We start from the raw sequence: 20647 nt of genomic DNA, 5'->3' as shown, positions 1-20647 counted from the left end.
TGCCATTGCAAGCGGCGGTGATCACGAAGTCGTGTTCGCCGACAGTGTAACGCATGGCCGCCTCCGACGAAAAAGCCGATGTGCGTCATGTGGCGCATCGAAAGCAAAACGTTCTGGAGACTACGACATGACAACACGTTCAGCAGTAAGCACCGCGGTTCTGGCAGGCGCCGTCGCATCGGCTCTTTCGTCGCTGGCCCTCGCGAGCCCCCTGTCGGAAGCCGACGTCAAGTCGGCCATGGATGCCGGCAAGGAGAAGTGCTTCGGCGTCTCGCTGAAGGGGCAGAACGACTGCGCGGCAGGTCCCGGCACGACCTGCCAGGGCACCTCGACCGTCGACTACCAGGGCAATGCCTGGAAGTTCGTCGACGGCGGAACCTGCGCGACCATGCAATTGCCTGATGGCCGCAAGGGCTCGATGGAGCCCCTCGACCGCGACGTTCCGGCCTGATCGAACGCGTGTGGAAGCGGAGGGAACGATGATGGAACCGAACAGCATTGCGACCGGGTATCGCGCCCTTCGCTTTCCCCGCCACCGGATCGACGGCATGGCAGGAACGAGCTTCAAGCACGAGCATCTCACGGCGATCCTTGAGGAGGATCGCCGGCACGGCTTCTTCGAGGTCCATGCAGAAAACTACATGGGCGACGGGGGCATGCCACATCGCGCCCTGACGCGCATCCGTCAGGATTACCCCGTCTCCATCCACGGGGTCTGCATGTCGATCGGCGGCCCGCAACCCCTCGACAGGCGACACCTCGCGCGCTTCAGGGCGCTGATCGAACGCTACGAACCGGCGCTCGTGTCCGAGCACCTGGCCTGGTCGACGCACGAAACCACCTATTTCAACGACCTGCTGCCCCTGCCCTACACTGCGGACACGTTGCAGCACGTGGCCGATCATATCGACGAGGTACAGGAAACGATCGGCCGGCAGATCCTGCTGGAAAACCCGTCCAGCTACCTGACCTTCACGGAATCGACGATGACCGAGACCGCATTCATCCGCGAACTGGCGCGGCGCACCGGCTGCGGTCTCCTGCTCGACGTCAACAATGTCTTCGTCTCCGCCACCAATCTCAGGACCTCGGCCCTCGACTATCTCGCAGACTACCCGCTCGACGTCGTCCAGGAGATCCACCTTGCCGGGCACGCGGTCCAGAGTGACGACAATGGCGAGCCTCTCCTGATCGACAGCCACGACGGACCGGTCTGCGATGCGGTCTGGGATCTGTACGAGGCGGTCCTGTCCGGAACTGGCCCGATCGCCACGCTTGTCGAATGGGACAGCGCGATACCGGACTGGCCGACACTGACGCGCGAGGCCGCAGCCGCACAGGCCATCCTGGATCGCTGCATCCTTCCAGACCACAGGAGGACGCGCCGTGCGGCCATCTGACCTGAAGATTGCCGCACGATGTGAGGCTGCGCCTTACGCGGCCCATTTCGCCGGACGCCTGCTCGATCCGGATAAGCCGGCCCCGCCTGATGTGACTGGCCCCGCCGGCCAGGCGGCGGAACAACGGTTCGGCATCTATCGCAACAATGTCACCGTCAGCCTGATCGAGGCGCTTGCGGCCGTCTTTCCGGCAACCCGGCGGATCACCGGGCCGGACTTCTTCCGGGCCATGGCCCGTTTCCACGTTCGCACCACGCCGCCGACCTCGCCGTTGCTTTTCGAGTACGGCCACGATTTTCCGGCGTTCATCGAGCAGTACCCGCACGCCCGATCCATGCCGTGGCTTGCCGATGTCGCCCGGATAGAGCGGGCCTGGCTGGATTCCTATCATGCGGCCGATGAGGCCATTCTTGCCATGGAAGCCTTGGCTGCCGTATCGCCGGAAGGCTTGGGAGCGATCCGGCTCGTCGTGCATCCGGCGACCCGCCTGCTCGCCTCGGACCATCCGGCATTCAGCATCTTCTCCGCCAACCGCCGGGACGCCCCGGTCGGGCGGATCACGGCGACGGAGCCGGAACGGACGCTCCTGACCCGTCCGCACCTCGATGTCGAGGTTCGAAAGATTTCGCCCGACGTGGCGATGATGATCGCAGGCCTGATGGAGGGCGTTCCGCTCGGGCGGACCGCTGGCGACACATTGGCCGCATATCCCGATTTCGACCTTTCAGCCGCGATCGCGTTCATCATCGAAGCCGGCGCCTTCTGTGGAATATCAACGAACGGAGTGCACGATGAAACATGAAACGACGGCAAGGCAGTCGCCATACACGGGCCTGACCGGGCTCCTCAGGCAGGCCTATGCGAGTATCGGCCATCTTGCCCCGCCATCCCTGGCGCAGTTCGCCCTCCGGTTCGCGCTGGCGGTGCCGTTCTGGCGCTCGGGGGTCAACAAGTGGGACGGTTTCCTGCAGCTGAACGAAGTGGCGGTTCTGCTCTTTTCATCGGAGTTCCGGCTGCATCTGCCGGGAGGCCCCTATGCCTACCCGTTTCCCGCGACCGTCGCCTTCGCGTCCGGCATGGCGGAAATCGTCCTTCCGGTTCTGCTGGTTCTGGGTCTGGCCTCCCGTGCTGCGGCCCTCGCGCTATTGGTCATGACGATCATCATCCAGCTGACCGTGCCGGATGGATGGCCGCTCCACGTGACATGGGCTGCGATGGCGCTCGCGATCATGGCGTGGGGGCCCGGGCGCTGGTCGATCGACCAACTGGCCGGCATAGACCGTCTCACCTGCCGGCACGCGCGCTGACGCCAGCCAATCTCACGGCCGGAAAGCAACCGGGATCGGCTCCCGGAAGCGTGGCCGGTGCGGCGGCCCGATGCCGGCGCACCATTGCCCCCAGGTTTTCTGTTTGATCGGCCATTTTCGGGGTTCCGCTTGGCCCGGCATTTGCCTATAAGCCGCTTCTAGCCTTTTAAGACGATGCCTTGAGCGCCCCGGCCGGTGACCCTCCCACCCTGGCCGGTTTTTCGCGCAGGCAAGAAAACGGATAGAGCCATGCCCAAGCGCCAAGACATCAAATCGATCCTCATCATCGGCGCGGGGCCGATCGTCATCGGCCAGGCCTGCGAATTCGACTATTCCGGCACCCAGGCCTGCAAGGCGCTGAAGGAAGAGGGCTACCGGGTGATCCTGGTCAACTCCAACCCGGCGACGATCATGACCGATCCGGGCCTGGCGGACGCGACCTACATCGAGCCGATCACGCCCGAGGTCGTCGCCAAGATCATCGCCAAGGAACGGCCGGACGCGCTGCTTCCGACCATGGGCGGCCAGACGGCGCTGAACACGGCCCTTTCCCTCAAGCGCATGGGCGTGCTGGAGCGCTACAACGTCGAGATGATCGGCGCCAAGCCGGAGGCGATCGACAAGGCCGAGGACCGCGCGCTGTTCCGCGAGGCAATGGCCAAGATCGGGCTGGAGACGCCGCGCTCGCTGCTCGCCAACGCCACCGAGATCAAGGACGCCGACCGCAAGAAGCACGAGGCCGAGCGCACCAAGCTGAAGGGCGAACTCGCCGGCGATGCACTGGACAAGGCGCTGGATGCACTGGAAAACCAGTGGAACCTTGGCGAGACCGACCGCAAGCAGCGCTACATGAGCCATGCCATGGCGATCGCAGCGACCGCACTGGACGAGATCGGCCTGCCCGCCATCATCCGCCCCTCCTTCACGCTCGGCGGCACCGGCGGCGGCATCGCCTACAACCGCTCGGAATTCTTCGACATCGTGTCGGGCGGCCTCGACGCCTCGCCGACGACGGAAGTCCTCATCGAGGAATCGGTGCTCGGCTGGAAGGAATACGAGATGGAAGTCGTCCGCGACACCGCGGACAACTGCATCATCATCTGCTCGATCGAGAACATCGACCCGATGGGCGTGCACACCGGCGACAGCATCACCGTCGCCCCGGCGCTGACGCTGACGGACAAGGAATACCAGATCATGCGCAACGCCTCGATCGCGGTGCTGCGCGAGATCGGGGTCGAGACCGGCGGCTCGAACGTCCAATTCGCCGTCAATCCTGCCAATGGCCGCCTCGTCGTCATCGAGATGAACCCGCGCGTGTCGCGCTCGTCGGCGCTGGCGTCGAAGGCCACCGGCTTCCCGATCGCCAAGATCGCCGCCAAGCTCGCGATAGGCTACACGCTGGACGAACTGGAGAACGACATCACCGGCGGCGCGACGCCGGCGTCCTTCGAGCCGTCGATCGACTACGTGGTGACGAAGATCCCGCGCTTCGCCTTCGAGAAGTTCCCCGGCGCCGAGCCGACGCTGACGACGGCGATGAAGTCGGTCGGCGAGGTCATGGCGATCGGCCGCACCTTCGCCGAATCGCTGCAGAAAGCACTGCGCGGCCTGGAAACGGGGCTGACCGGCCTCGACGAGATCGAGATCCCCGGCTTCGACGAGGGTGACGGCAAGAACGCCATCCGCTCGGCCATCTCCACGCCGACGCCCGACCGGCTGCGCATGGTCGCCCAGGCGCTGCGCCTCGGCTTCACCGACGAAGAGGTGCACGAAGGCTCGAAGATCGATCCGTGGTTCATCGCCCAGTTCCGCGCGATCGTCGAGATGGAGGCCCGCGTCCGCGAGCACGGCCTGCCCGAGGATGCGCAGAACCTGCGCATGCTGAAGGCGATGGGCTTCTCCGACGCCCGCCTCGCCACGCTCTCCGGCAAGCGGCCGAAGGAAGTCGCCGAGCTGCGCAATGCGCTCGACGTCCGTCCGGTGTTCAAGCGGATCGACACCTGCGCCGCCGAGTTCGCCTCGCCGACCGCCTACATGTACTCCACCTACGAGCAGCCCTTTGCCGGCGCCACGCGCTCGGAAGCGGGCATTTCCGACAAGAAGAAAGTCGTCATCCTCGGCGGCGGCCCGAACCGCATCGGCCAGGGCATCGAGTTCGACTATTGCTGCTGCCATGCCGCCTTCGCGCTGAAGGATGCGGGCTATGAAGCGATCATGGTCAACTGCAACCCGGAGACCGTGTCGACCGACTACGACACCTCCGACCGCCTCTATTTCGAGCCGCTGACCGCAGAGGACGTGATCGAGATCCTGAAGGCCGAGCAGACCAACGGCACGCTCGTCGGCGTCATCGTCCAGTTCGGTGGCCAGACCCCGCTGAAGCTCGCCGAAGCGCTGGAGAAGAACGGCATCCCGATCCTCGGCACCGCCCCGGACATGATCGACCTCGCCGAAGACCGCGACCGGTTCCAGAAGCTCCTGCAGAAGCTGGACCTCGCCCAGCCGAACAACGGCATCGCCTATTCGGTCGAGCAGGCGCGCCTCGTCGCCGCCGAGATCGGCTTCCCGCTGGTCGTGCGCCCGTCCTACGTGCTCGGCGGCCGCGCCATGCAGATCATCCATTCGGAATCGATGCTGCAGACCTACCTGCTCGACACCGTCCCCGGCCTCGTCCCCGAGGACATCAAGCAGCGCTACCCGAACGACAAGACCGGCCAGATCAACACCCTGCTCGGCAAGAACCCGCTCCTGTTCGATAGCTACCTGACCAACGCGGTGGAAGTGGACGTCGATGCGCTCTGCGACGGCGAGAGCGTCTTCGTCTCCGGCATCATGGAGCACATCGAGGAAGCCGGCATCCATTCGGGCGACAGTGCCTGCTCGCTGCCGGTCCGTACGCTTTCGCCCGAGATCGTCGACGAACTGGAACGCCAGACCAAGGCGCTGGCCAAGGCGCTGAACGTCGGCGGCCTGATGAACGTGCAGTACGCCATCAAGGACGGCACGATCTACGTGCTGGAGGTCAATCCGCGCGCCTCGCGCACCGTGCCCTTCGTCGCCAAGACCATCGGCGCGCCGATTGCCAAGATCGCCGCCCGCGTCATGGCCGGCGAGAAGCTGGACGCGGCGATTTCAGCCTATGGCGAGAAGCCCGATCCGCGCAACCTCAAGCACATCGCCGTGAAGGAAGCCGTGTTCCCGTTTGCCCGCTTCCCCGGCGTCGACACGCTGCTCGGCCCGGAAATGCGCTCGACCGGCGAGGTCATGGGGCTGGACCGGAACTTCGCGCTCGCCTTCGCCAAGTCGCAGCTCGGCGCCAGCGTCGACCTGCCGCGCGACGGCACGGTCTTCGTCTCGATCCGCGACGAGGACAAGGACCGGGTCCTGCCGGCGATCCGCACCCTGGTCGGCGTCGGCTTCAAGGTCATGGCCACCTCGGGCACCGCCCGCTTCCTCGGCGAGCACGGCATCGAGGCCGTCAAGATCAACAAGGTCCAGGAAGGACGCCCGCACATCGAAGACGCGATCCGCAACCGCCAGGTCCAGCTCGTCATCAACACGACGGATGGCAGCAAGGCGATCTCGGACAGCAAGTCGCTGCGCCGCGCCGCTTTGATGCAGAAGGTGCCCTACTACACGACGATGGCCGGTGCCGCCGCGGCGGCGGAAGCCATCAAGGCGCTGAAGGAAGGCCAACTCGAGGTCCATCCGCTGCAGAGCTACTTCGCTTAACTCAGCCGCTCCGCCGGAAAGCCCTTCCGGCAGGCCGGTGCCGCAGGTCTTCTCCCCTTGCGGGGAGAGGGCCGGCAGGCCGGAGCGGGAGCTGCTATAGGTGGTCGCCTGACCGTCGTCCCGGCCTCGTCACGCGCGATCTGGCCGAAAAAATCCCGGCTTGACTGTCGCCTCCCTGGAAACGGAACTGTCCGGTTGCAGAAGTGAGTGCCGATTGTCCTTGGCAGGACTTAAGGACGCAGCAATTAAACTGGCTTTTGCTGGCAGCTTTCTGCTATAAGCGCCGTTCAAACAGTTCCGCGGGTTCCGGGGTTAACGCCCCGGAAACCGTTTTATTTTGCGTGCGTGCCTGCGGAAGGCGGGACGCCGCGACGGGAAGGACAAAGGAAAATGGTCGACAAGGTACCGATGACTCAGGGCGGTTTCGTCAAGCTGCAGGAAGAACTGCGCTGGCGCCAGCAGGAGGAGCGCCCGCGAATCATCGACGCAATTTCCGAGGCGCGCGCGCATGGCGACCTTTCGGAAAATGCCGAATACCATGCCGCCAAGGAAGCGCAGAGCCACAACGAGGGCCGGATCACCGAGCTTGAGGACCTGACGGCCCGCGCCGAGGTAATCGACCTCTCCAAGATGTCCGGCGACACCGTCAAGTTCGGCGCCCGCGTCAAGCTCGTCGACGAGGACACCGAGGAAGAGAAGACCTACCAGATCGTCGGCGACCAGGAAGCCGACGTGAAGGAAGGCCGGATCTCCATCTCGTCCCCGATCGCGCGCGCGCTGATCGGCAAGGAAGTCGGTGAATCGATCGAGGTCAACGCTCCCGGCGGTTCCAAGGCCTACGAGATCCTCTCCATCACCTGGGGCTGATGCGCCAGGCATGACCGGCTCCCGCAAAAAGGACGCCGCACGCGTCGACATCGCCGATGTCGACGTCGTCGCGCCGAACTTCAAGCGTCGCCTCTCCGGCGTCACCTCGACCATCGTCCAGCTGGTGCCGATGCAGAGGGCCCTCGGCCAGCGGGTGGCGACGCTCGGGCCGGGGCTGCCGGACGACCTGCCGCATCTGCGCTTCCGCGATCTCCTCTTCTTCTGGCGCCCGCCGGCCGGCCGCAGCCACCGCGTCTGGCATGCGCGCCGCAACACCGAGATGCTGCCCGGCATCGTGATGCGGACGCTGCTGCGCATGCCGCTGAAGCTGCTCTTCACCTCGGCCGCCCAGCGCCGTCACAGCCGCTACACGAAACTCCTGATCCGCCACATGGATGCCGTCATCGCCACCAGCGGCCGTTCCGGTTCCTTCCTCGAGGTCCCGCACACCGTCATCCGGCACGGCGTCGACCTCGAGCGGTTCCACCCGCCGGCGGGCCCGGACGACACGATCGCGGCGGCAGGCCTGCCGGGACGATACCTCGTCGGCTGCTTCGGCCGCGTGCGCCACCAGAAGGGCACCGACCTCTTCGTGCGCGCAATGATCGCGCTCCTGCCGCGCCATCCCGAATGGACCGCCGTGATCTCCGGCAGGATCACGCCCGAGCACAAGGCCTTCGCCGACACCCTGAAGGCGGAGATTGCCGCAGCCGGCCTGTCCGGCCGCATCGTCTTCCTCGGCGAGGTCGACGACATCAAGCCCTGGTACCGGCGCCTTTCGCTCTACGTCGCCCCATCGCGGAACGAAGGCTTCGGCCTCACGCCGCTGGAGGCCATGGCCTCGCAGACGGCCGTGGTGACCTCCGACGCCGGCGCCTATGCGGAGATGACGATCGAAGGCGAGACCGGCTCCGTCGTCCCCGCCGGCGACGGCGCGGCGCTGACGAACGCGATCGGCCGCTTCATGACAGATCCGGAAAGGACGATCGAGGCGGGACGCAGGGCGCTCGACCACGTTCGCGCGAACTTCGCCCTCGAAAGGGAAGCGACGGCCATCGGCGAAGTCTACCGCCGCCTGCTGGCCCGGTAGCTTTCCCTTTCCTCGGCGTCAGCGCACCAGCCGGTCGTCGAAGGCGATCCCGATATCCGCAAGGGCGGAGACGGGCGAGAAGTTGACGAAGGAGATGCCCTGCTCGCCTGCGACGTCCCTTGCCAGCGCGACATGTCCGAGAATGCGCGCCTCCGCTCCGGCAATGCCGGAGAAGGCGGCCCGCCCCCTCTCCTCGTAGAAGCGCGGCTCGGTCGCGTTGCGGATGTCGATGCCGGCGAAGCCGACTTTTTCCGGGCGCAGTGCGACGGCGAACTGCAGCGCCGAGACCACCACCGATCCGCCCTGGAACACGCCCCGCCCGGGCTGGAGCGAGAAGCCGCAATCTCCCGACGGATCCAGCCGCACGAAATCGAGCGCCCTGATCTGCGCGAGCGTGCGGCGCGGCAGCCCATAGGGCTTGCGGATATCGTTGACGAGGATCACGCCCTTGTCCGACAGCCAGCCGCGATCGTGCTCGCAGATCGCCCGCAAGACCGCGACGGAAAACAGGCAGGCCTGGCCCGCAGCGATCTTGTCCCGCATCAGGTCGAAATGGCGGTAGACGAAGCGCTCGTCCTCGACGGCAACCGCAAGCGGCGCTGCGACCGGGCCGCAGGCGAGATGGATCGCGCCGTTGAGAAGGATCGCGCTGGCCGGCGCGAGCCGGGAGAGGTCGGCGCCGGCCACCGACGGCCCCGAGCCGACGATATGGACCCACTCGCGCTGACCGTCGATGAGGATGCCGATGTCCCGCAGCGTGGCCACCGGCTGGCGGCGATAGTGCAGCATCCGCCGCTCGTCGATCGAAAGCCCCGGAAACCAGTCCTGCACATGGGCAAGGTTGCGGCCGAGCAGCAGCCGCGTGCCGAGCTTGACGAGCGAGCGGGTGAACGGGCGGTCGGATCCGGCCAAGGCTCAGATCTCCACCAGCCCGAGCTTCTTGACCTGGCGGATCGTCAGCATGGTGCGCACCGTGTCCACGTGCTCGTTTGCCGTCAGCACCTCGATGACGAAATCCTGGAACCGCGTGAGGTTCTCGGCGACGCAGTGCAGCAGGAAATCGCTGTCGCCCGACACCATCCAGGCCTGCCGCACCAGCGGCCATTCGGCGGTGACCGCCGCAAAGGCCTTGAGGTTGGCTTCGGACTGGTGCTTGAGCCCGACCATGCAGAAGGCGACAAGGTCGAAGCCGAGCGCCGGCGCGTTCAGCATCGCATGATAGCCCTCGATGATGCCGGCCTCCTCCAGCTTGCGCACGCGCCTGAGGCAGGGCGGCGCCGATATGCCGGCCTTGGCGGCCAGTTCCACATTGGTCATGCGGCCGTCGGCCTGGAGTTCCTTGAGGATCTTGATGTCGATGGCATCGAGTTCGGCGCGAAACACGGATGAGCTTCCCCTGTCTGTTTTGCACGCGCATTACCAGAAACCATTCGCTGGCGTAAGATAATTGCAGGTGCAGGCACAAAAATGTCACGCCCCGTCGCCAAGTCTGTTGGCAAATACGGCCTTGCCCTTGAATAATGGGGGGCCGCACTCATAAATGAACGACGATTTCCCTACCAAGCCCGCAAGCGCGCCTCAGCCGCGACGCGGGCGCGAGAATTGCCAAGGAGCGCAGCCATGTCTGCCCGTCACGTCAAGGTCCTGATCATCGGCTCCGGCCCGGCCGGCTACACCGCCGCCATCTACACCGCCCGCGCCATGCTCGAGCCGGTGCTGATTGCCGGGATGGAACAGGGTGGCCAGCTGATGATCACCACCGACGTCGAGAACTACCCGGGCTATGCCGATCCGGTGCAGGGCCCGTGGATGATGGAGCAGATGCTCAAGCAGGCCCAGCATGTCGGCGCCGAGATCGTCAACGACCTCGTCACCGAGGTCGACCTCGACGTGCGCCCGTTCCGCGTTTCGACCGACAGCGGCAACGTCTGGACCGCCGATGCGCTGATCATCGCCACCGGCGCCAAGGCGAAGTGGCTGGGCATCGAGACCGAGCACAAGTTCCAGGGCTTCGGCGTGTCCGCCTGCGCCACCTGCGACGGCTTCTTCTACCGCAACAAGGACGTGATCGTTGTCGGCGGCGGCAATTCCGCCGTCGAGGAGGCGCTCTACCTCTCCAACCTGGCAAAGACGGTGACGGTAATCCACCGCCGCGATTCGTTCCGCGCCGAGAAGATCCTGCAGGAGCGCCTGTTCGCCAAGGAAAACGTCAAGGTGATCTGGGATCACGAGGTGATCGAGTATCTCGGCACCGAGGCCAAGCCGCCGATGCCGGCATCGGTCAACGGCGTGCGGCTGAAAAACACCAGGACGGGTGCGGTCAGCGACATGGCGATCGACGGCGTGTTCGTCGCCATCGGCCATGCGCCGGCCGTCGAGCTCTTCGAGGGCAAGCTGAAGCAGAAGCCGAACGGCTACCTGTGGACGGCGCCCGATTCGACCGCCACCGACGTACCGGGCGTTTTTGCCGCAGGCGACGTCACCGACGATATCTATCGCCAGGCGGTCACGGCCGCCGGCATGGGCTGCATGGCCGCGCTCGAGACGGAAAAGTATCTCGCGGGTCATATGCCTGTCGCAATTGCGGCCGAGTAGAAGCCGCCTATAACGCGAGGCGGGAACCTCCCGCACACGCGGGAGTGGGAACAGTTCATCAGCAACGGCGGGAAACGGACAGCGTTCCCCGCCTTGAAGACATATGGGGGAAAGAATGGCGCTCGACTGGGACAAGCTGCGGATATTCCACGCCGCGGCGGAGGCCGGTTCGTTCACGCACGCAGCCGACAAGCTGCACCTGTCGCAGTCCGCCATCAGCCGCCAGGTTAGCGCGCTCGAACAGGACGTCGGCATCAAGCTGTTCCACCGCCATGCCCGCGGCCTGATCCTCACCGAGCAGGGCGAGATCCTCTATCGCACCGCCCACGACGTCTTGATGAAGCTCGAGAGCGTCCGCGTCCAGCTGACGGAGACGACCGAGAAGCCGAGCGGCAAGCTCAGGATCACCACCACCGTCGGCCTCGGCCAGGGCTGGCTGACCGACAAGGTGCAGGAATTCCTGGCGCTCTATCCCGACATGCAGGTTCAGCTGATCCTCGACAACGAGGAACTCGACGTCAACATGCGCCACGCCGACTGCGCCATCCGCCTGCGAGAGCCGCAGCAGTCCGACCTGATCCAGCGCAAGCTTTTCACCGTGCACATGCATGTCTATGCGGCACCCTCCTACATCAACCGCTACGGCGAGCCGCAATCGATCGACGATCTCGACCACCACAAGATCATCACCTTCGGCGAGCCGGCGCCCAACTACCTGCTCGACGTCAACTGGCTGCAGATCGCCGGCCGCGATTCCGACAATCCGCGCCCGTCGGTGCTGCAGATCAACAGCCTGACCTCGATCAAGCGCGCCTGCCTGCTCGGCATCGGCATCGCCATGCTGCCGGACTATATCGTCGGTCGCGACCCGGGCCTGCTGCAGCTCGTCACCAATGCGGACGTGCCCTCCTTTGACACCTATTTCTGCTATCCGCACGAGATGAAGAACGCGGCCAAGCTCAAGGTCTTCCGCGACTTCATCGTCTCCAAGGCGCGCAACTGGAACTTCTGAGGCAGCGGCGCTGTTGTCGCGGGATAGCCGTCTCGAAACAAAGGCCTGCGCCCATCGCATGGCTGACATGCACACAAAAAGATTGCCGCCTGCTCAAAAAACCATCATACAGCATCCAGCTGATGCACATCCGGTGGTTTTCCTCCCAGTGCCACCCGCAGCAGCTGTTCCCCTCTGGAGGTTTTTACCTTCAAAACTATAAAGGGCCCAAGTTCATCTTGCGGCCCTCTTTTTTTGCCCGCGCGCCGGCTGCTCTTGCGCATTCGCAATTATATTCCCTGTTTGCCCGATGGCGCGACAAGCCTTTCCCTTGAAAGCGCAGCCAGACTGCCCCATATCCAAATCAGCCGATGCGACTGGCGGTCTATTTCCTCCCAGTACCGCCGCATTGGCTGTTCCCCTCTGGAGGTTCAGACCTTCACACCTACAGGGCCCAGGCTTCGCTTGTGGCCCCTTTTTTTTGCGCTCGCGAACTTTTCCTCCTCGCCACCCTTGAATATCGGAAATTGACGATCCACGTATCGTTCGATCGCGATATAGCGAAAAGAGACGAAGATGGACACGGTCGAAATCCTCAAGGCACTGGCGCATCCGGTACGCCTGCAGATCCTGAACTGGCTGCGGGAGCCCGAAAAGCACTTCACCACCCAGGAGCATCCGCTCGAAATGGGTGTCTGCGCGGGCCAGTTCGAGCGCTGCAGCCTGTCGCAATCGACAGTCTCGGCCCATCTCGCCACCCTCCAGCGCGCCGGCCTCGTCACGACAAAGCGCGTCGGACAGTGGGTCTTCTACAAGCGCGACGAGGAAACGATCGCAGCCTTCCTGAAGCACCTCGACAGTTCTCTCTGACCAACCCAATGCCGCGGAGCCCTCGAAGGACCGCGGCCGATCCTCCCAACGAAAAGGAACCACCATGACCAGCCTGTTCGATTCCCTGGAAGCCGGCGACCTCAAGCTTGCCAACCGCATCGTCATGGCGCCGCTGACGCGCAACCGCTCCCCGGGCGCCGTCCCCAACACGCTGAACGCCACCTATTACGAGCAGCGCGCCACCGCCGGCCTGCTGATCACCGAGGGCACCGCCATCACCCAGCAGGGCCAGGGCTACGCCGACGTGCCCGGCCTCTACAAGCCGGAGGCGCTGGAGGGCTGGAAGCACGTCACCGAGGCCGTGCACCGCGCCGGCGGCAAGATCGTCACCCAGATCTGGCATGTCGGCCGCGTCTCGCACACGAGCCTGCAGCCGAACGGCGGCCAGCCGGTCGCGCCTTCCGCCATCACCGCCAAGTCCAAGACCTACATCATCAACGAGGACGGCACCGGCGCCTTCGCCCCCACCTCCGAGCCGCGCGCACTTGAAGTCTCCGAGATCGCCGGCATCGTCGAGGACTACCGCAAGGCCGCCCGCGCGGCGATCGACGCCGGCTTCGACGGCGTCGAGATCCACGCAGCCAACGGCTACCTGCTCGACCAGTTCCTGCGCTCGGGCGCCAACCAGCGCACCGACGCCTATGGCGGCTCGATCGAGAACCGCGCGCGCTTCCTGTTCGAGGTCGTGGCTGCCGTCACAGCCGAGATCGGCGCCGGCCGCACCGCGATCCGCATCTCGCCGGTCACGCCCGCAAACGACATCGCCGATCCGGACCCGCAGCCGCTGTTCGAGCATGTCGTGGCCGGCCTGCCGGACGACCTCGCCTATATCCACGTCATCGAGGGCGCCACCGGCGGTGACCGAAACTTCCTGCAGGGCGAAGTGCCCTTCGACTATGCCGCGCTGAAGGCCGCCTACCGCAACAAGGGCGGCAAGGCCGCCTGGATGGTCAACAACGGCTATGATCGCGAACTGGCGACCAGGGCGGTCGAAAGCGGCTATGCCGACCTCGTTGCCTTCGGCAAGCTGTTCATCGCCAATCCCGACCTGGTGGGACGCCTGCGCGACAACGCCCCGCTCAACGCCCCCGACCAGGCCACCTTCTACGGCGGCGGCGCCAGAGGCTATACCGACTACCCGGCCAAGGAAAAGGCCGCCTGATATCCGCCACGGCAGCGACGATGGGGCAGGCGCGAACATGGGCTCCCGCCCCTGATCTGGCCTGCCCCTCACCCTAACCCTCTCCCCGCAGGCGGGGAGAGGGAACATGCCCTGCGCCGGCTTTGTCCCGCTCCGATCGGCATTGATTGTCTGGCGATATGGCCGCAGCACCTTCCCTTCTCCCCGCTTGAGGGGAGAAGGTGCCGGCAGGCGGATGAGGGGCAGCAGAGACACTCCCGGCTATCCCGCCCCGTCCCCACGCGGCGTTGCCGCCGGCTCCTGAACGATGATATCAAGGCGGGCATGCTGGCAGCGCGGGGGATCTTGGCGATGTTCGGAGCGAGATGGCGATCCGGTCCTGTGCGCCATGGCGGCGCCGTGATGGCGTGGGCGCTCTCGCTTGCCGTGACCCTCGGCCTGCCGCAGCCGGCTATAGCCCAGTCCGAATGGCGCGCGCCGCCGCCCTGCCTCTTCGCCTCCACGCTTTCCGACGGCAGCCGCCTCTGCGTCCGCACCGACACCTATAATCGCGACATCTGCGTGGCGATGGAGAGCTATGCCCGCCTCAACGCATTGCCGGCGGACTACTTCGCCAGGCTGATCTGGCGCGAGAGCCTGTTCCGTCCCGACGCCGTCAGCCCCAAGGGCGCGGAAGGGATCGCCCAGTTCATGCCCGGGACGGCTAGGCTGCGCGGGCTGGAAAACAGCTTCCATGCGCTGCACGCGCTCGACAAGTCGGCCGAATATCTCGCCGACCTGCGCGACCGATACGGCAATCTCGGCCTTGCCGCCGCCGCCTACAATGCCGGCGAGGCAGGGCTCGAGACCTTTCTCGCCACCGGCCGGCTGCCCTTCGAGACGCGCGCCTACGTGATGGCGATCACCGCCAACACGGCCGAGCAGTGGAAGGATGCGCCGCCGGAGACGCTCGATCTCTCGCTCGAAAAGGACAAGCCCTTCCAGGAGGCCTGCGTGGCGCTTGCCGAAAGCCGGCGGATGCGGGAGATCGTGTTTCCCGACGAGGGCGTCTGGGCGCCGTGGGGCGTGCAACTCGCCGCCCATTTCAGCAAGCCCGCGGCCCATCGGCTGTTCATGATGGCGGTGGCGCGCCTGCCGGCGCCGATCAGCGCGGAGAAACCCCTGATCCAGCGCGAACGCCATGCCCGCTTCGGCGCGCGGCCGCGCTACACCGCCCGCATCGGCCGCCAGTCGCGGGCGGAGGCAGACGACCTGTGCGACGAGATCCGCAAGGCCGGCGGCGCCTGCATCGTCTTCAAGAACTGACGCCGGCCTGCCGGCGAGCCGATAGTTGCCAAGTCGAAAACGCGGACTATCTCCTGCAGGGAGCGGCGTTCTCCAATCATTCCCGATGGTTGCCCGTCGCTCCGGAATCACCTTCTCAAGCCGCGGACGACCTCCTTGACCAAGCCAGGCCTCTTCAGACGGGAATTCTTCCTCATCATCGCCCTTTTGGTGGCCGTCGCAGCCTTTGCCGGCGAACACGCGATCCTTTCGGCCGGCCGCGCGTTGACCCTGACCGCCGCCTTCGCCATCGTCGCCACCATCATCCTCGCCTCCACCCGCGTCGCCCATCACGCCGAGGTGCTGGCCGTCAAGGTCGGCGATCCCTACGGCACGATGATCCTGACGCTTTCGGCGGTGCTGGTCGAGGTCGTGGTGCTCGCCATCATGATGCGGGGAGAGACGTCGCCGACGCTGGTGCGCGACACGATCTACGCCGCCGTGATGCTGGACATCAACGGCATCATCGGCCTTGCCGCCCTGCTCGGCGGCCTCCGCCACGGCGAGCAGCCCTACAACGATGATTCCAGCCGCACCTACAGCGTGATGATCCTGACCGCCATGGGCATCTCCATGATCGTTCCGGAATTCGTGCCGCGCGCAAGCTGGCAGGCCTATTCGGTGTTCACGATCTGCGCGATGATCGCCCTCTATGCGCTGTTCCTGCGCATGCAGGTCGGCCAGCACAGCTACTTCTTCAGCTATGCCTATCCGCGCGCCGCCCGCGGCGACGGGCATGCCCGGCATCCCGAGGCCGATCAGCCCGCCCTGCCCTCGATTCTCGTCATCCTCGCCGGCGTGGTCGTCATCGGCGCGCTCGCCGAACTGATGGCGGCCACGCTGAACGTGGGGCTCGAAGGAACCGGCGCACCCGTGGCGCTGATGGCGGTCATCGTCGCGGCGATCTCGGCTGCGCCCGAGATCCTCACCGCCATGCGCGCAGCGCTCGCCAACCGCATGCAGTCGGTCGTCAACATCGCCATGGGCGCCTCGCTGTCGACCGTCATCCTCACCGTGCCGGTCATGGAGGCGATCGCGCTCTACACCGGCCAGCCCTTCATCATGGCGATGACGCCGGTGCAAACCGTCATGGTCGCGATCACCCTGATCGTCGCCGCCATCAACCTCAACGACGGCATGACCAACGCCATCGAGGGGATGACCCACTTCATCCTCTTCGCGACCTTCGTCATGCTGACGGTGATCGGGCTATAGGGCAGCGTTTTCAATGCCTTGAAGCCATCGCCGGAATCAGGGCGCGAGAAACCTCGCACGCCGCGGCAACAAGCGGCTTCTAAGGCTTCCAGGACAAGGGATGGTCGACCAGCATTCGGTCCGCCGTCACAAGCTGCAATCCCTCCACGTGACATTGAGCGAGCAAGAGCCTGTCGAAAGGGTCGTTCGTCGCGGGCACAGGCTCAGCCACATCCACCACATTCAGCACGTCTATTGGAAGAATCCGAAAGCCCGAGGCCAGAAGAAACCCGGCGAGATCCTTGAGCTCCATTCCCGGATCAAGCTTGCCGAGTCTCGACTTGATGGCAATTTCCCAAAGGCTCGCCACACTGGCAAATGCCATGGCGCCCTCTGCCAGCAGCAGGCGGGCGACAAGCGGAAAGCGCTGCTCGACATCGTTGCGCAACACCGAAAGCACGACATGTGTATCGAGCAGACACCGGACGCTCATTGCATCGGCCTGAGCAGAAAGTCCTCTGGCAAGGGATCGTCGAAATCGTCGGCGATGTAGGGAACGGGGATGGCGATACCGCGCGCGCGCAAGTACGCCCGGCCGGCCTCCAGATCAATGCCCGTCGGCTGCTCATGTGGCACGATATCCAGCACGGGCTTGCCGTCCCTGGTCACGGTAACGGTTTCGCCCTGCTCGACCTGCCGAGCAAGCTCGCCGAAATGATCCCGTGCTTCCTTTATGGACACCGTCTTCATGGTCGAAAATGTACGGTGTGGGCATGAGGGCGTCAACGCCCGGGCGCTGAACGACAAAACCCGCCATCGCCGGCGGGTTTTGCAGATGCCTGAGCCGGCTGAGAGCCGCTTACTTGCAGGCCGCGCAGAAGCGCTGGATGCGCTTGCAGGCTTCTTCCAGCAGCGCCTCGGAGGTCGCATAGGAGATGCGGAAGTTCGGGCCAAGGCCGAAGGCCGAGCCGTGCACGACGGCGACGCCTTCGGCTTCCAGAAGCTCGGAAACGAAGTCCTCGTCGGTCTCGATCACCTTGCCCGACGGCGCCGTCTTGCCGATCAGCCCCTTGCACGAGGGATAGACGTAGAAGGCGCCTTCCGGCGAAGGGCACTCGATGCCCTTGGCCTGGTTGAGCATGGAGACGACGAGGTCGCGGCGCCCTTCGAAGATCTTCTTGTTCTCGGGGATGAAATCCTGCGTGCCGTTCAGCGCCTCGACGGCAGCCCATTGCGCGATCGAGCAGGCGCCCGAAGTCTGCTGGCCCTGGATCATGTCCATCGCCTTGATCAGCGCGAGCGGGCCTGCGGCATAGCCGATGCGCCAGCCGGTCATCGCATACGCCTTGGAGACGCCGTTCATCGTCAGCGTGCGGTCGTAGAGCTTCGGCTCGACCTCGACCGGGGTGGCGAACTTGAAGTCGCCATAGGTCAGGTGCTCGTACATGTCGTCCGTCAGGATCCAGACCTGCGGATGCTTCAGGAGCACGTCGGTCAGCGCCTTCAACTCGTCGTGCGAATAGGCGGCACCCGACGGGTTGGAGGGCGAGTTGAAGATGAACCACTTGGTCTTCGGCGTGATCGCGCGGTCGAGATCGGCAGGCGTCAGCTTGAACTTGTTCTCCTGCGTGGTGGCGACGAAGACGGGCGTGCCGCCGCACAGCGCCACCATTTCCGGATAGGAGACCCAGTAGGGGGTGGGGATGACGACTTCATCGCCCGCATTCAGCGTCGCCATGAAGGCGTTGAAAAGAATCTGCTTTCCGCCGGTACCGACGATCGTCTGGGCGGAGGTGTAGTCGAGGTTGTTCTCGCGCTTGAACTTCCTGACGATCGCCTCGCGCAGCTCGGGAATGCCCGAGACGGGCGTGTACTTCGTCTCGCCGCGATTGATCGCCTCGATCGCCGCCTGCTTGATGTTGTCGGGCGTGTCGAAGTCCGGCTCGCCGGCGCCCAGGCCGATCACGTCGCGGCCCTTGGCTTTCAGTTCGCGCGCTTTCTGCGAGACGGCGATGGTGGCGGAAGGCTTCACACGGGAAAGGGCGTCGGCAAGAAAGGCCATGGTCGATTGTCCGTTTTAGGGTTCAAAGACAGCGTAGGGCCACGGGCCGCGCAAAAGCGGCCCCCAGGCGGATAGGTCTATGGCCAAACTGCAACGCTCTGGCAAGACGCGACAAGGCAAAAACACGCCGGCAGGCCGGATCCGCCCCCCGGATGAATAAGTTTCATGGACGCCATAAGGCAGACCGATGGGTCGGCTCCTGGGGCGATCTTGATCCGATATGCAACGAATGATTGCACAACCCCGGCATTTTAGCGGAAACCTTAAGCGCGGGTTAAGGCCTGCGGCGGTAGTTTCGGGAAGGCCGCCCGGCATTTCGGCGTGCCGGAAGACACTCATGATCGAACGCAGCATATTTGCAAACATAGACAGGGACGCCGACGGAACCACGACGGCACGCTACGGCCACTACATCCTCCAGTCGGCACTGCAGCCCATCCTGCGCGAAACCTTCGATGGCCGGCTTGAACTCGAGGCGGTCGAGGGATTGGTGCGCGCCAGTTGCGACGGCGCGCTGGTGCCGCCGGCGGACTTCTTCGCGCTGATCCCGGAAGAGGACCGGCCGATGGTCGACAGCCTCTGCCGCAGCCTGCACATCCTCAATACCGGCCAACTCGCCCGCAAGGACGTGACGCTGCTCGTCAACTCCCAGCCGGGCCTGTTCCAGTCGCCGCATGCGATCCGCCAGGAAGTCGACCGCATGCGCCTTGCCGCCCACGAGGCCGGCATGGCGCCGGCCAGGATCGCCTGCGAGATCCGCGAATGGCCGGACGACAACCCGGACACGCTCGCCCAGTTCGCCAGACAGCTCCACGACGCGAACTTCCTCGTCGCCATCGACGAATATGCGGCGACCGACGAGGACAGCGCCCGCCTTGCCCGTCTGTCGCCGGACCTTCTGAAGTTCGATCCGATCTGGGTGAAGCGCTTTGCCGAGGGCTCCACAGGCTCGGGCCTCATGCGGGTGGTGGTCGCCCGCCTCGAGCGCGAGGGCATCCGCCCGATCGTCACCAACATCGAGGAGCCCTGGCAGGCGGAATTCTGCCGCGAGATCGGCATGCCGCTGATGCAGGGCTACCTGCTCGCCCGGCCGCAGGTCGCGCCCACTTCCTTCGAGCGGGACTTTCCCGAGGAACAGCCGGCCTCGCCGTCGCCTGCCGCGCACGAGGCGCGCGCTCATAGGGCGGCACCCCGCTTCGGCCGCCGCACGGGCTGACCGGCGGCGGGCCGCTCCGGCCCCGCAGCAGTTGCCAAGGACGTCCCGTCGGGACCGTCTGTTCGTCCCGCGCCGTGCGTGGGCCAACCTTTCCGCAACCGCCACGTTTTCACCACAACAACTGTCGGGCGGCGCCGCATTTCAGTCCCCCTGACGCCGACTTCGGCGTGCCTTCTTGCAGCCAACAGGGCGACAAGCCCGGCAGCGAAAGACAAAGGGGTGGGATATGTTCATCGACGACGAGAAGACGATCCGCAACCATCGCCGGCGCGAAGGCCGGGCGGTCCTCTACATCACGCTGACGGCGCTCGCGGCCTGCGTCCTGATGTTCGTCGGCCTGATGAACGTCGCCAACGCCGCAGCCCTCGGCGACGAACGCAGCCTCGTCGTCGGCATGCTGGGCGATACGCATCCCTCGCTCGACTTCGCCACCACCGGGACAGTCGGCCACGCCGGACGGATCACGATCTCCGGCCCGGCCCTGCCGGACGGGCTCGACAGGATCACCACGGCTGCGACGACCGGCGCGAAGGACGACGATCCGGCCTCGCTCGACCGGCGTCTCGCAACCGCACTCGGCCTCGGCGCGCTGATCGTCGTTGCCGGCGTCGGCCAGCTGGCCGGACGGGCCACCGAAACCCTGCCCGCCGGCGACACACGCCGCAGCAGCGAGGCCTGACGATTGCCTCTTCCTCCAGTCGGCGGACGCAGGCCCCCGGGGCACCCCTGCACCTCGGCGGTTCCCACGTCCGCCGCCCTCTTGAAAACGCATGACGACGGCTTCAGTTGTGTGGCGGATGGAGGATAGATCGCCGATGCACCCGCCTGACCGTAC

At 65.3% G+C, this 20647-nt stretch carries 20 protein-coding genes; 15 read left to right on the top strand and 5 right to left on the bottom strand.

Annotation, left to right across the window (positions count from 1 at the left end; translation table 11 throughout):
- Positions 1-127: 127 nt before the first annotated feature.
- The 7 genes from LQK81_RS20220 to LQK81_RS20190 all read left to right on the top strand — a co-directional run bounded on the left by LQK81_RS20220 (position 128) and on the right by LQK81_RS20190 (position 8399).
- Positions 128-451, top strand: coding sequence for a BufA1 family periplasmic bufferin-type metallophore (locus LQK81_RS20220; protein ID WP_230808182.1), 324 nt, complete (start codon positions 128-130; stop codon positions 449-451).
- Positions 452-482: 31 nt separating this feature from the next.
- On the top strand, positions 483-1400 hold the full coding sequence (gene bufB / locus LQK81_RS20215; RefSeq protein ID WP_442967166.1) for an MNIO family bufferin maturase: 918 nt from the start codon (positions 483-485) through the stop codon (positions 1398-1400).
- Complete coding sequence (locus LQK81_RS20210) at positions 1387-2202, top strand: HvfC/BufC N-terminal domain-containing protein (RefSeq protein ID WP_442967164.1); 816 nt, start codon at positions 1387-1389, stop codon at positions 2200-2202. The genes bufB and LQK81_RS20210 overlap by 14 nt, the downstream gene beginning before the upstream one ends.
- Entirely contained in the window at positions 2192-2707 is a 516-nt protein-coding gene (locus LQK81_RS20205) for a DoxX family protein (RefSeq protein ID WP_230808180.1), read from the top strand. The genes LQK81_RS20210 and LQK81_RS20205 overlap by 11 nt, the downstream gene beginning before the upstream one ends.
- A gap of 249 nt (positions 2708-2956) precedes the next feature.
- On the top strand, positions 2957-6442 hold the full coding sequence (carB, locus tag LQK81_RS20200) for a carbamoyl-phosphate synthase large subunit (protein WP_230808179.1): 3486 nt from the start codon (positions 2957-2959) through the stop codon (positions 6440-6442).
- Between the two features lie 390 nt (positions 6443-6832).
- Entirely contained in the window at positions 6833-7309 is a 477-nt protein-coding gene (gene greA / locus LQK81_RS20195) for a transcription elongation factor GreA (protein ID WP_230808178.1), read from the top strand.
- Between the two features lie 10 nt (positions 7310-7319).
- Positions 7320-8399 carry a glycosyltransferase family 4 protein gene (locus LQK81_RS20190; RefSeq protein ID WP_230808177.1) on the top strand — a complete coding sequence of 360 codons (1080 nt, stop codon included), beginning with the start codon at positions 7320-7322 and terminating at the stop codon, positions 8397-8399.
- An 18-nt stretch (positions 8400-8417) separates the two neighbouring features.
- Here LQK81_RS20190 and LQK81_RS20185 read toward each other — a convergent pair whose 3' ends face one another.
- Positions 8418-9311 (bottom strand): glycosyl transferase, encoded by an 894-nt coding sequence (locus LQK81_RS20185; protein ID WP_230808176.1) that lies wholly within the window; start codon positions 9309-9311, stop codon positions 8418-8420.
- 3 nt (positions 9312-9314) lie between these two features.
- Positions 9315-9782 (bottom strand): Lrp/AsnC family transcriptional regulator, encoded by a 468-nt coding sequence (locus tag LQK81_RS20180; protein WP_230808175.1) that lies wholly within the window; start codon positions 9780-9782, stop codon positions 9315-9317.
- A gap of 237 nt (positions 9783-10019) precedes the next feature.
- Between LQK81_RS20180 and trxB the strand changes: the two genes are divergently transcribed.
- The 6 genes from trxB to LQK81_RS20150 all read left to right on the top strand — a co-directional run bounded on the left by trxB (position 10020) and on the right by LQK81_RS20150 (position 16555).
- Complete coding sequence (gene trxB / locus LQK81_RS20175; RefSeq protein WP_230808174.1) at positions 10020-10994, top strand: thioredoxin-disulfide reductase; 975 nt, start codon at positions 10020-10022, stop codon at positions 10992-10994.
- 115 nt (positions 10995-11109) lie between these two features.
- Positions 11110-12006, top strand: a complete 897-nt coding sequence (locus LQK81_RS20170) for a LysR family transcriptional regulator VtlR (RefSeq protein WP_176951775.1) — start codon at positions 11110-11112, stop codon at positions 12004-12006.
- 555 nt (positions 12007-12561) lie between these two features.
- Positions 12562-12855: an ArsR/SmtB family transcription factor gene (locus LQK81_RS20165; RefSeq protein WP_230808173.1), complete on the top strand. Its 294-nt coding sequence runs from the start codon at positions 12562-12564 to the stop codon at positions 12853-12855.
- 64 nt (positions 12856-12919) lie between these two features.
- On the top strand, positions 12920-14038 hold the full coding sequence (locus LQK81_RS20160; RefSeq protein ID WP_230808172.1) for an alkene reductase: 1119 nt from the start codon (positions 12920-12922) through the stop codon (positions 14036-14038).
- A 330-nt stretch (positions 14039-14368) separates the two neighbouring features.
- The gene (locus LQK81_RS20155) at positions 14369-15322 is read left to right on the top strand and encodes a lytic transglycosylase domain-containing protein (RefSeq protein ID WP_442967163.1); all 954 of its coding nucleotides are present in this window, start codon (positions 14369-14371) and stop codon (positions 15320-15322) included.
- 135 nt (positions 15323-15457) lie between these two features.
- Positions 15458-16555 (top strand): calcium:proton antiporter, encoded by a 1098-nt coding sequence (locus tag LQK81_RS20150; RefSeq protein ID WP_230808171.1) that lies wholly within the window; start codon positions 15458-15460, stop codon positions 16553-16555.
- 79 nt (positions 16556-16634) lie between these two features.
- Here LQK81_RS20150 and LQK81_RS20145 read toward each other — a convergent pair whose 3' ends face one another.
- From LQK81_RS20145 to LQK81_RS20135, 3 genes are all read right to left on the bottom strand, one after another.
- A complete protein-coding gene (locus LQK81_RS20145) occupies positions 16635-17027 on the bottom strand; it encodes a type II toxin-antitoxin system VapC family toxin (protein WP_230808170.1) in 393 nt (130 codons plus the stop codon).
- On the bottom strand, positions 17024-17284 hold the full coding sequence (locus LQK81_RS20140) for a type II toxin-antitoxin system Phd/YefM family antitoxin (RefSeq protein ID WP_230808169.1): 261 nt from the start codon (positions 17282-17284) through the stop codon (positions 17024-17026). Before LQK81_RS20140 ends, LQK81_RS20145 begins: the two co-directional genes overlap by 4 nt.
- Positions 17285-17393: 109 nt before the next feature.
- The gene (locus LQK81_RS20135) at positions 17394-18596 is read right to left on the bottom strand and encodes a pyridoxal phosphate-dependent aminotransferase (protein WP_230808168.1); all 1203 of its coding nucleotides are present in this window, start codon (positions 18594-18596) and stop codon (positions 17394-17396) included.
- A 337-nt stretch (positions 18597-18933) separates the two neighbouring features.
- On the opposite strand from LQK81_RS20135, the gene LQK81_RS20130 reads away from it, so the two are divergent.
- Complete coding sequence (locus LQK81_RS20130; RefSeq protein ID WP_230808167.1) at positions 18934-19812, top strand: EAL domain-containing protein; 879 nt, start codon at positions 18934-18936, stop codon at positions 19810-19812.
- A gap of 226 nt (positions 19813-20038) precedes the next feature.
- Positions 20039-20491, top strand: a complete 453-nt coding sequence (locus LQK81_RS20125; RefSeq protein WP_230808166.1) for a hypothetical protein — start codon at positions 20039-20041, stop codon at positions 20489-20491.
- Positions 20492-20647: the final 156 nt, after the last annotated feature.

It is taken from the genome of Rhizobium sp. GN54 (genome assembly GCF_021026345.1).
GTDB lineage: Bacteria > Pseudomonadota > Alphaproteobacteria > Rhizobiales > Rhizobiaceae > Mycoplana.
Note: the sequence above shows the minus strand (reverse complement) of the source record. Positions and strands in the feature narration are given on the sequence as shown.

What these genes read in the sequence shown, in the direction of transcription:
- LQK81_RS20220 (WP_230808182.1), top strand. Translation starts at nt 128, where the DNA reads ATGACAACACGTTCAGCAGTAAGCACCGCGGTTCTGGCAGGCGCCGTC.
- bufB (WP_442967166.1), top strand. Translation starts at nt 483, where the DNA reads ATGGAACCGAACAGCATTGCGACCGGGTATCGCGCCCTTCGCTTTCCC.
- LQK81_RS20205 (WP_230808180.1), top strand. Translation starts at nt 2,192, where the DNA reads ATGAAACATGAAACGACGGCAAGGCAGTCGCCATACACGGGCCTGACC.
- carB (WP_230808179.1), top strand. Translation starts at nt 2,957, where the DNA reads ATGCCCAAGCGCCAAGACATCAAATCGATCCTCATCATCGGCGCGGGG.
- greA (WP_230808178.1), top strand. Translation starts at nt 6,833, where the DNA reads ATGGTCGACAAGGTACCGATGACTCAGGGCGGTTTCGTCAAGCTGCAG.
- LQK81_RS20190 (WP_230808177.1), top strand. Translation starts at nt 7,320, where the DNA reads ATGACCGGCTCCCGCAAAAAGGACGCCGCACGCGTCGACATCGCCGAT.
- trxB (WP_230808174.1), top strand. Translation starts at nt 10,020, where the DNA reads ATGTCTGCCCGTCACGTCAAGGTCCTGATCATCGGCTCCGGCCCGGCC.
- LQK81_RS20170 (WP_176951775.1), top strand. Translation starts at nt 11,110, where the DNA reads ATGGCGCTCGACTGGGACAAGCTGCGGATATTCCACGCCGCGGCGGAG.
- LQK81_RS20165 (WP_230808173.1), top strand. Translation starts at nt 12,562, where the DNA reads ATGGACACGGTCGAAATCCTCAAGGCACTGGCGCATCCGGTACGCCTG.
- LQK81_RS20160 (WP_230808172.1), top strand. Translation starts at nt 12,920, where the DNA reads ATGACCAGCCTGTTCGATTCCCTGGAAGCCGGCGACCTCAAGCTTGCC.
- LQK81_RS20155 (WP_442967163.1), top strand. Translation starts at nt 14,369, where the DNA reads ATGTTCGGAGCGAGATGGCGATCCGGTCCTGTGCGCCATGGCGGCGCC.
- LQK81_RS20145 (WP_230808170.1), bottom strand. Translation starts at nt 17,027, where the DNA reads ATGAGCGTCCGGTGTCTGCTCGATACACATGTCGTGCTTTCGGTGTTG.
- LQK81_RS20140 (WP_230808169.1), bottom strand. Translation starts at nt 17,284, where the DNA reads ATGAAGACGGTGTCCATAAAGGAAGCACGGGATCATTTCGGCGAGCTT.
- LQK81_RS20135 (WP_230808168.1), bottom strand. Translation starts at nt 18,596, where the DNA reads ATGGCCTTTCTTGCCGACGCCCTTTCCCGTGTGAAGCCTTCCGCCACC.
- LQK81_RS20130 (WP_230808167.1), top strand. Translation starts at nt 18,934, where the DNA reads ATGATCGAACGCAGCATATTTGCAAACATAGACAGGGACGCCGACGGA.
- LQK81_RS20125 (WP_230808166.1), top strand. Translation starts at nt 20,039, where the DNA reads ATGTTCATCGACGACGAGAAGACGATCCGCAACCATCGCCGGCGCGAA.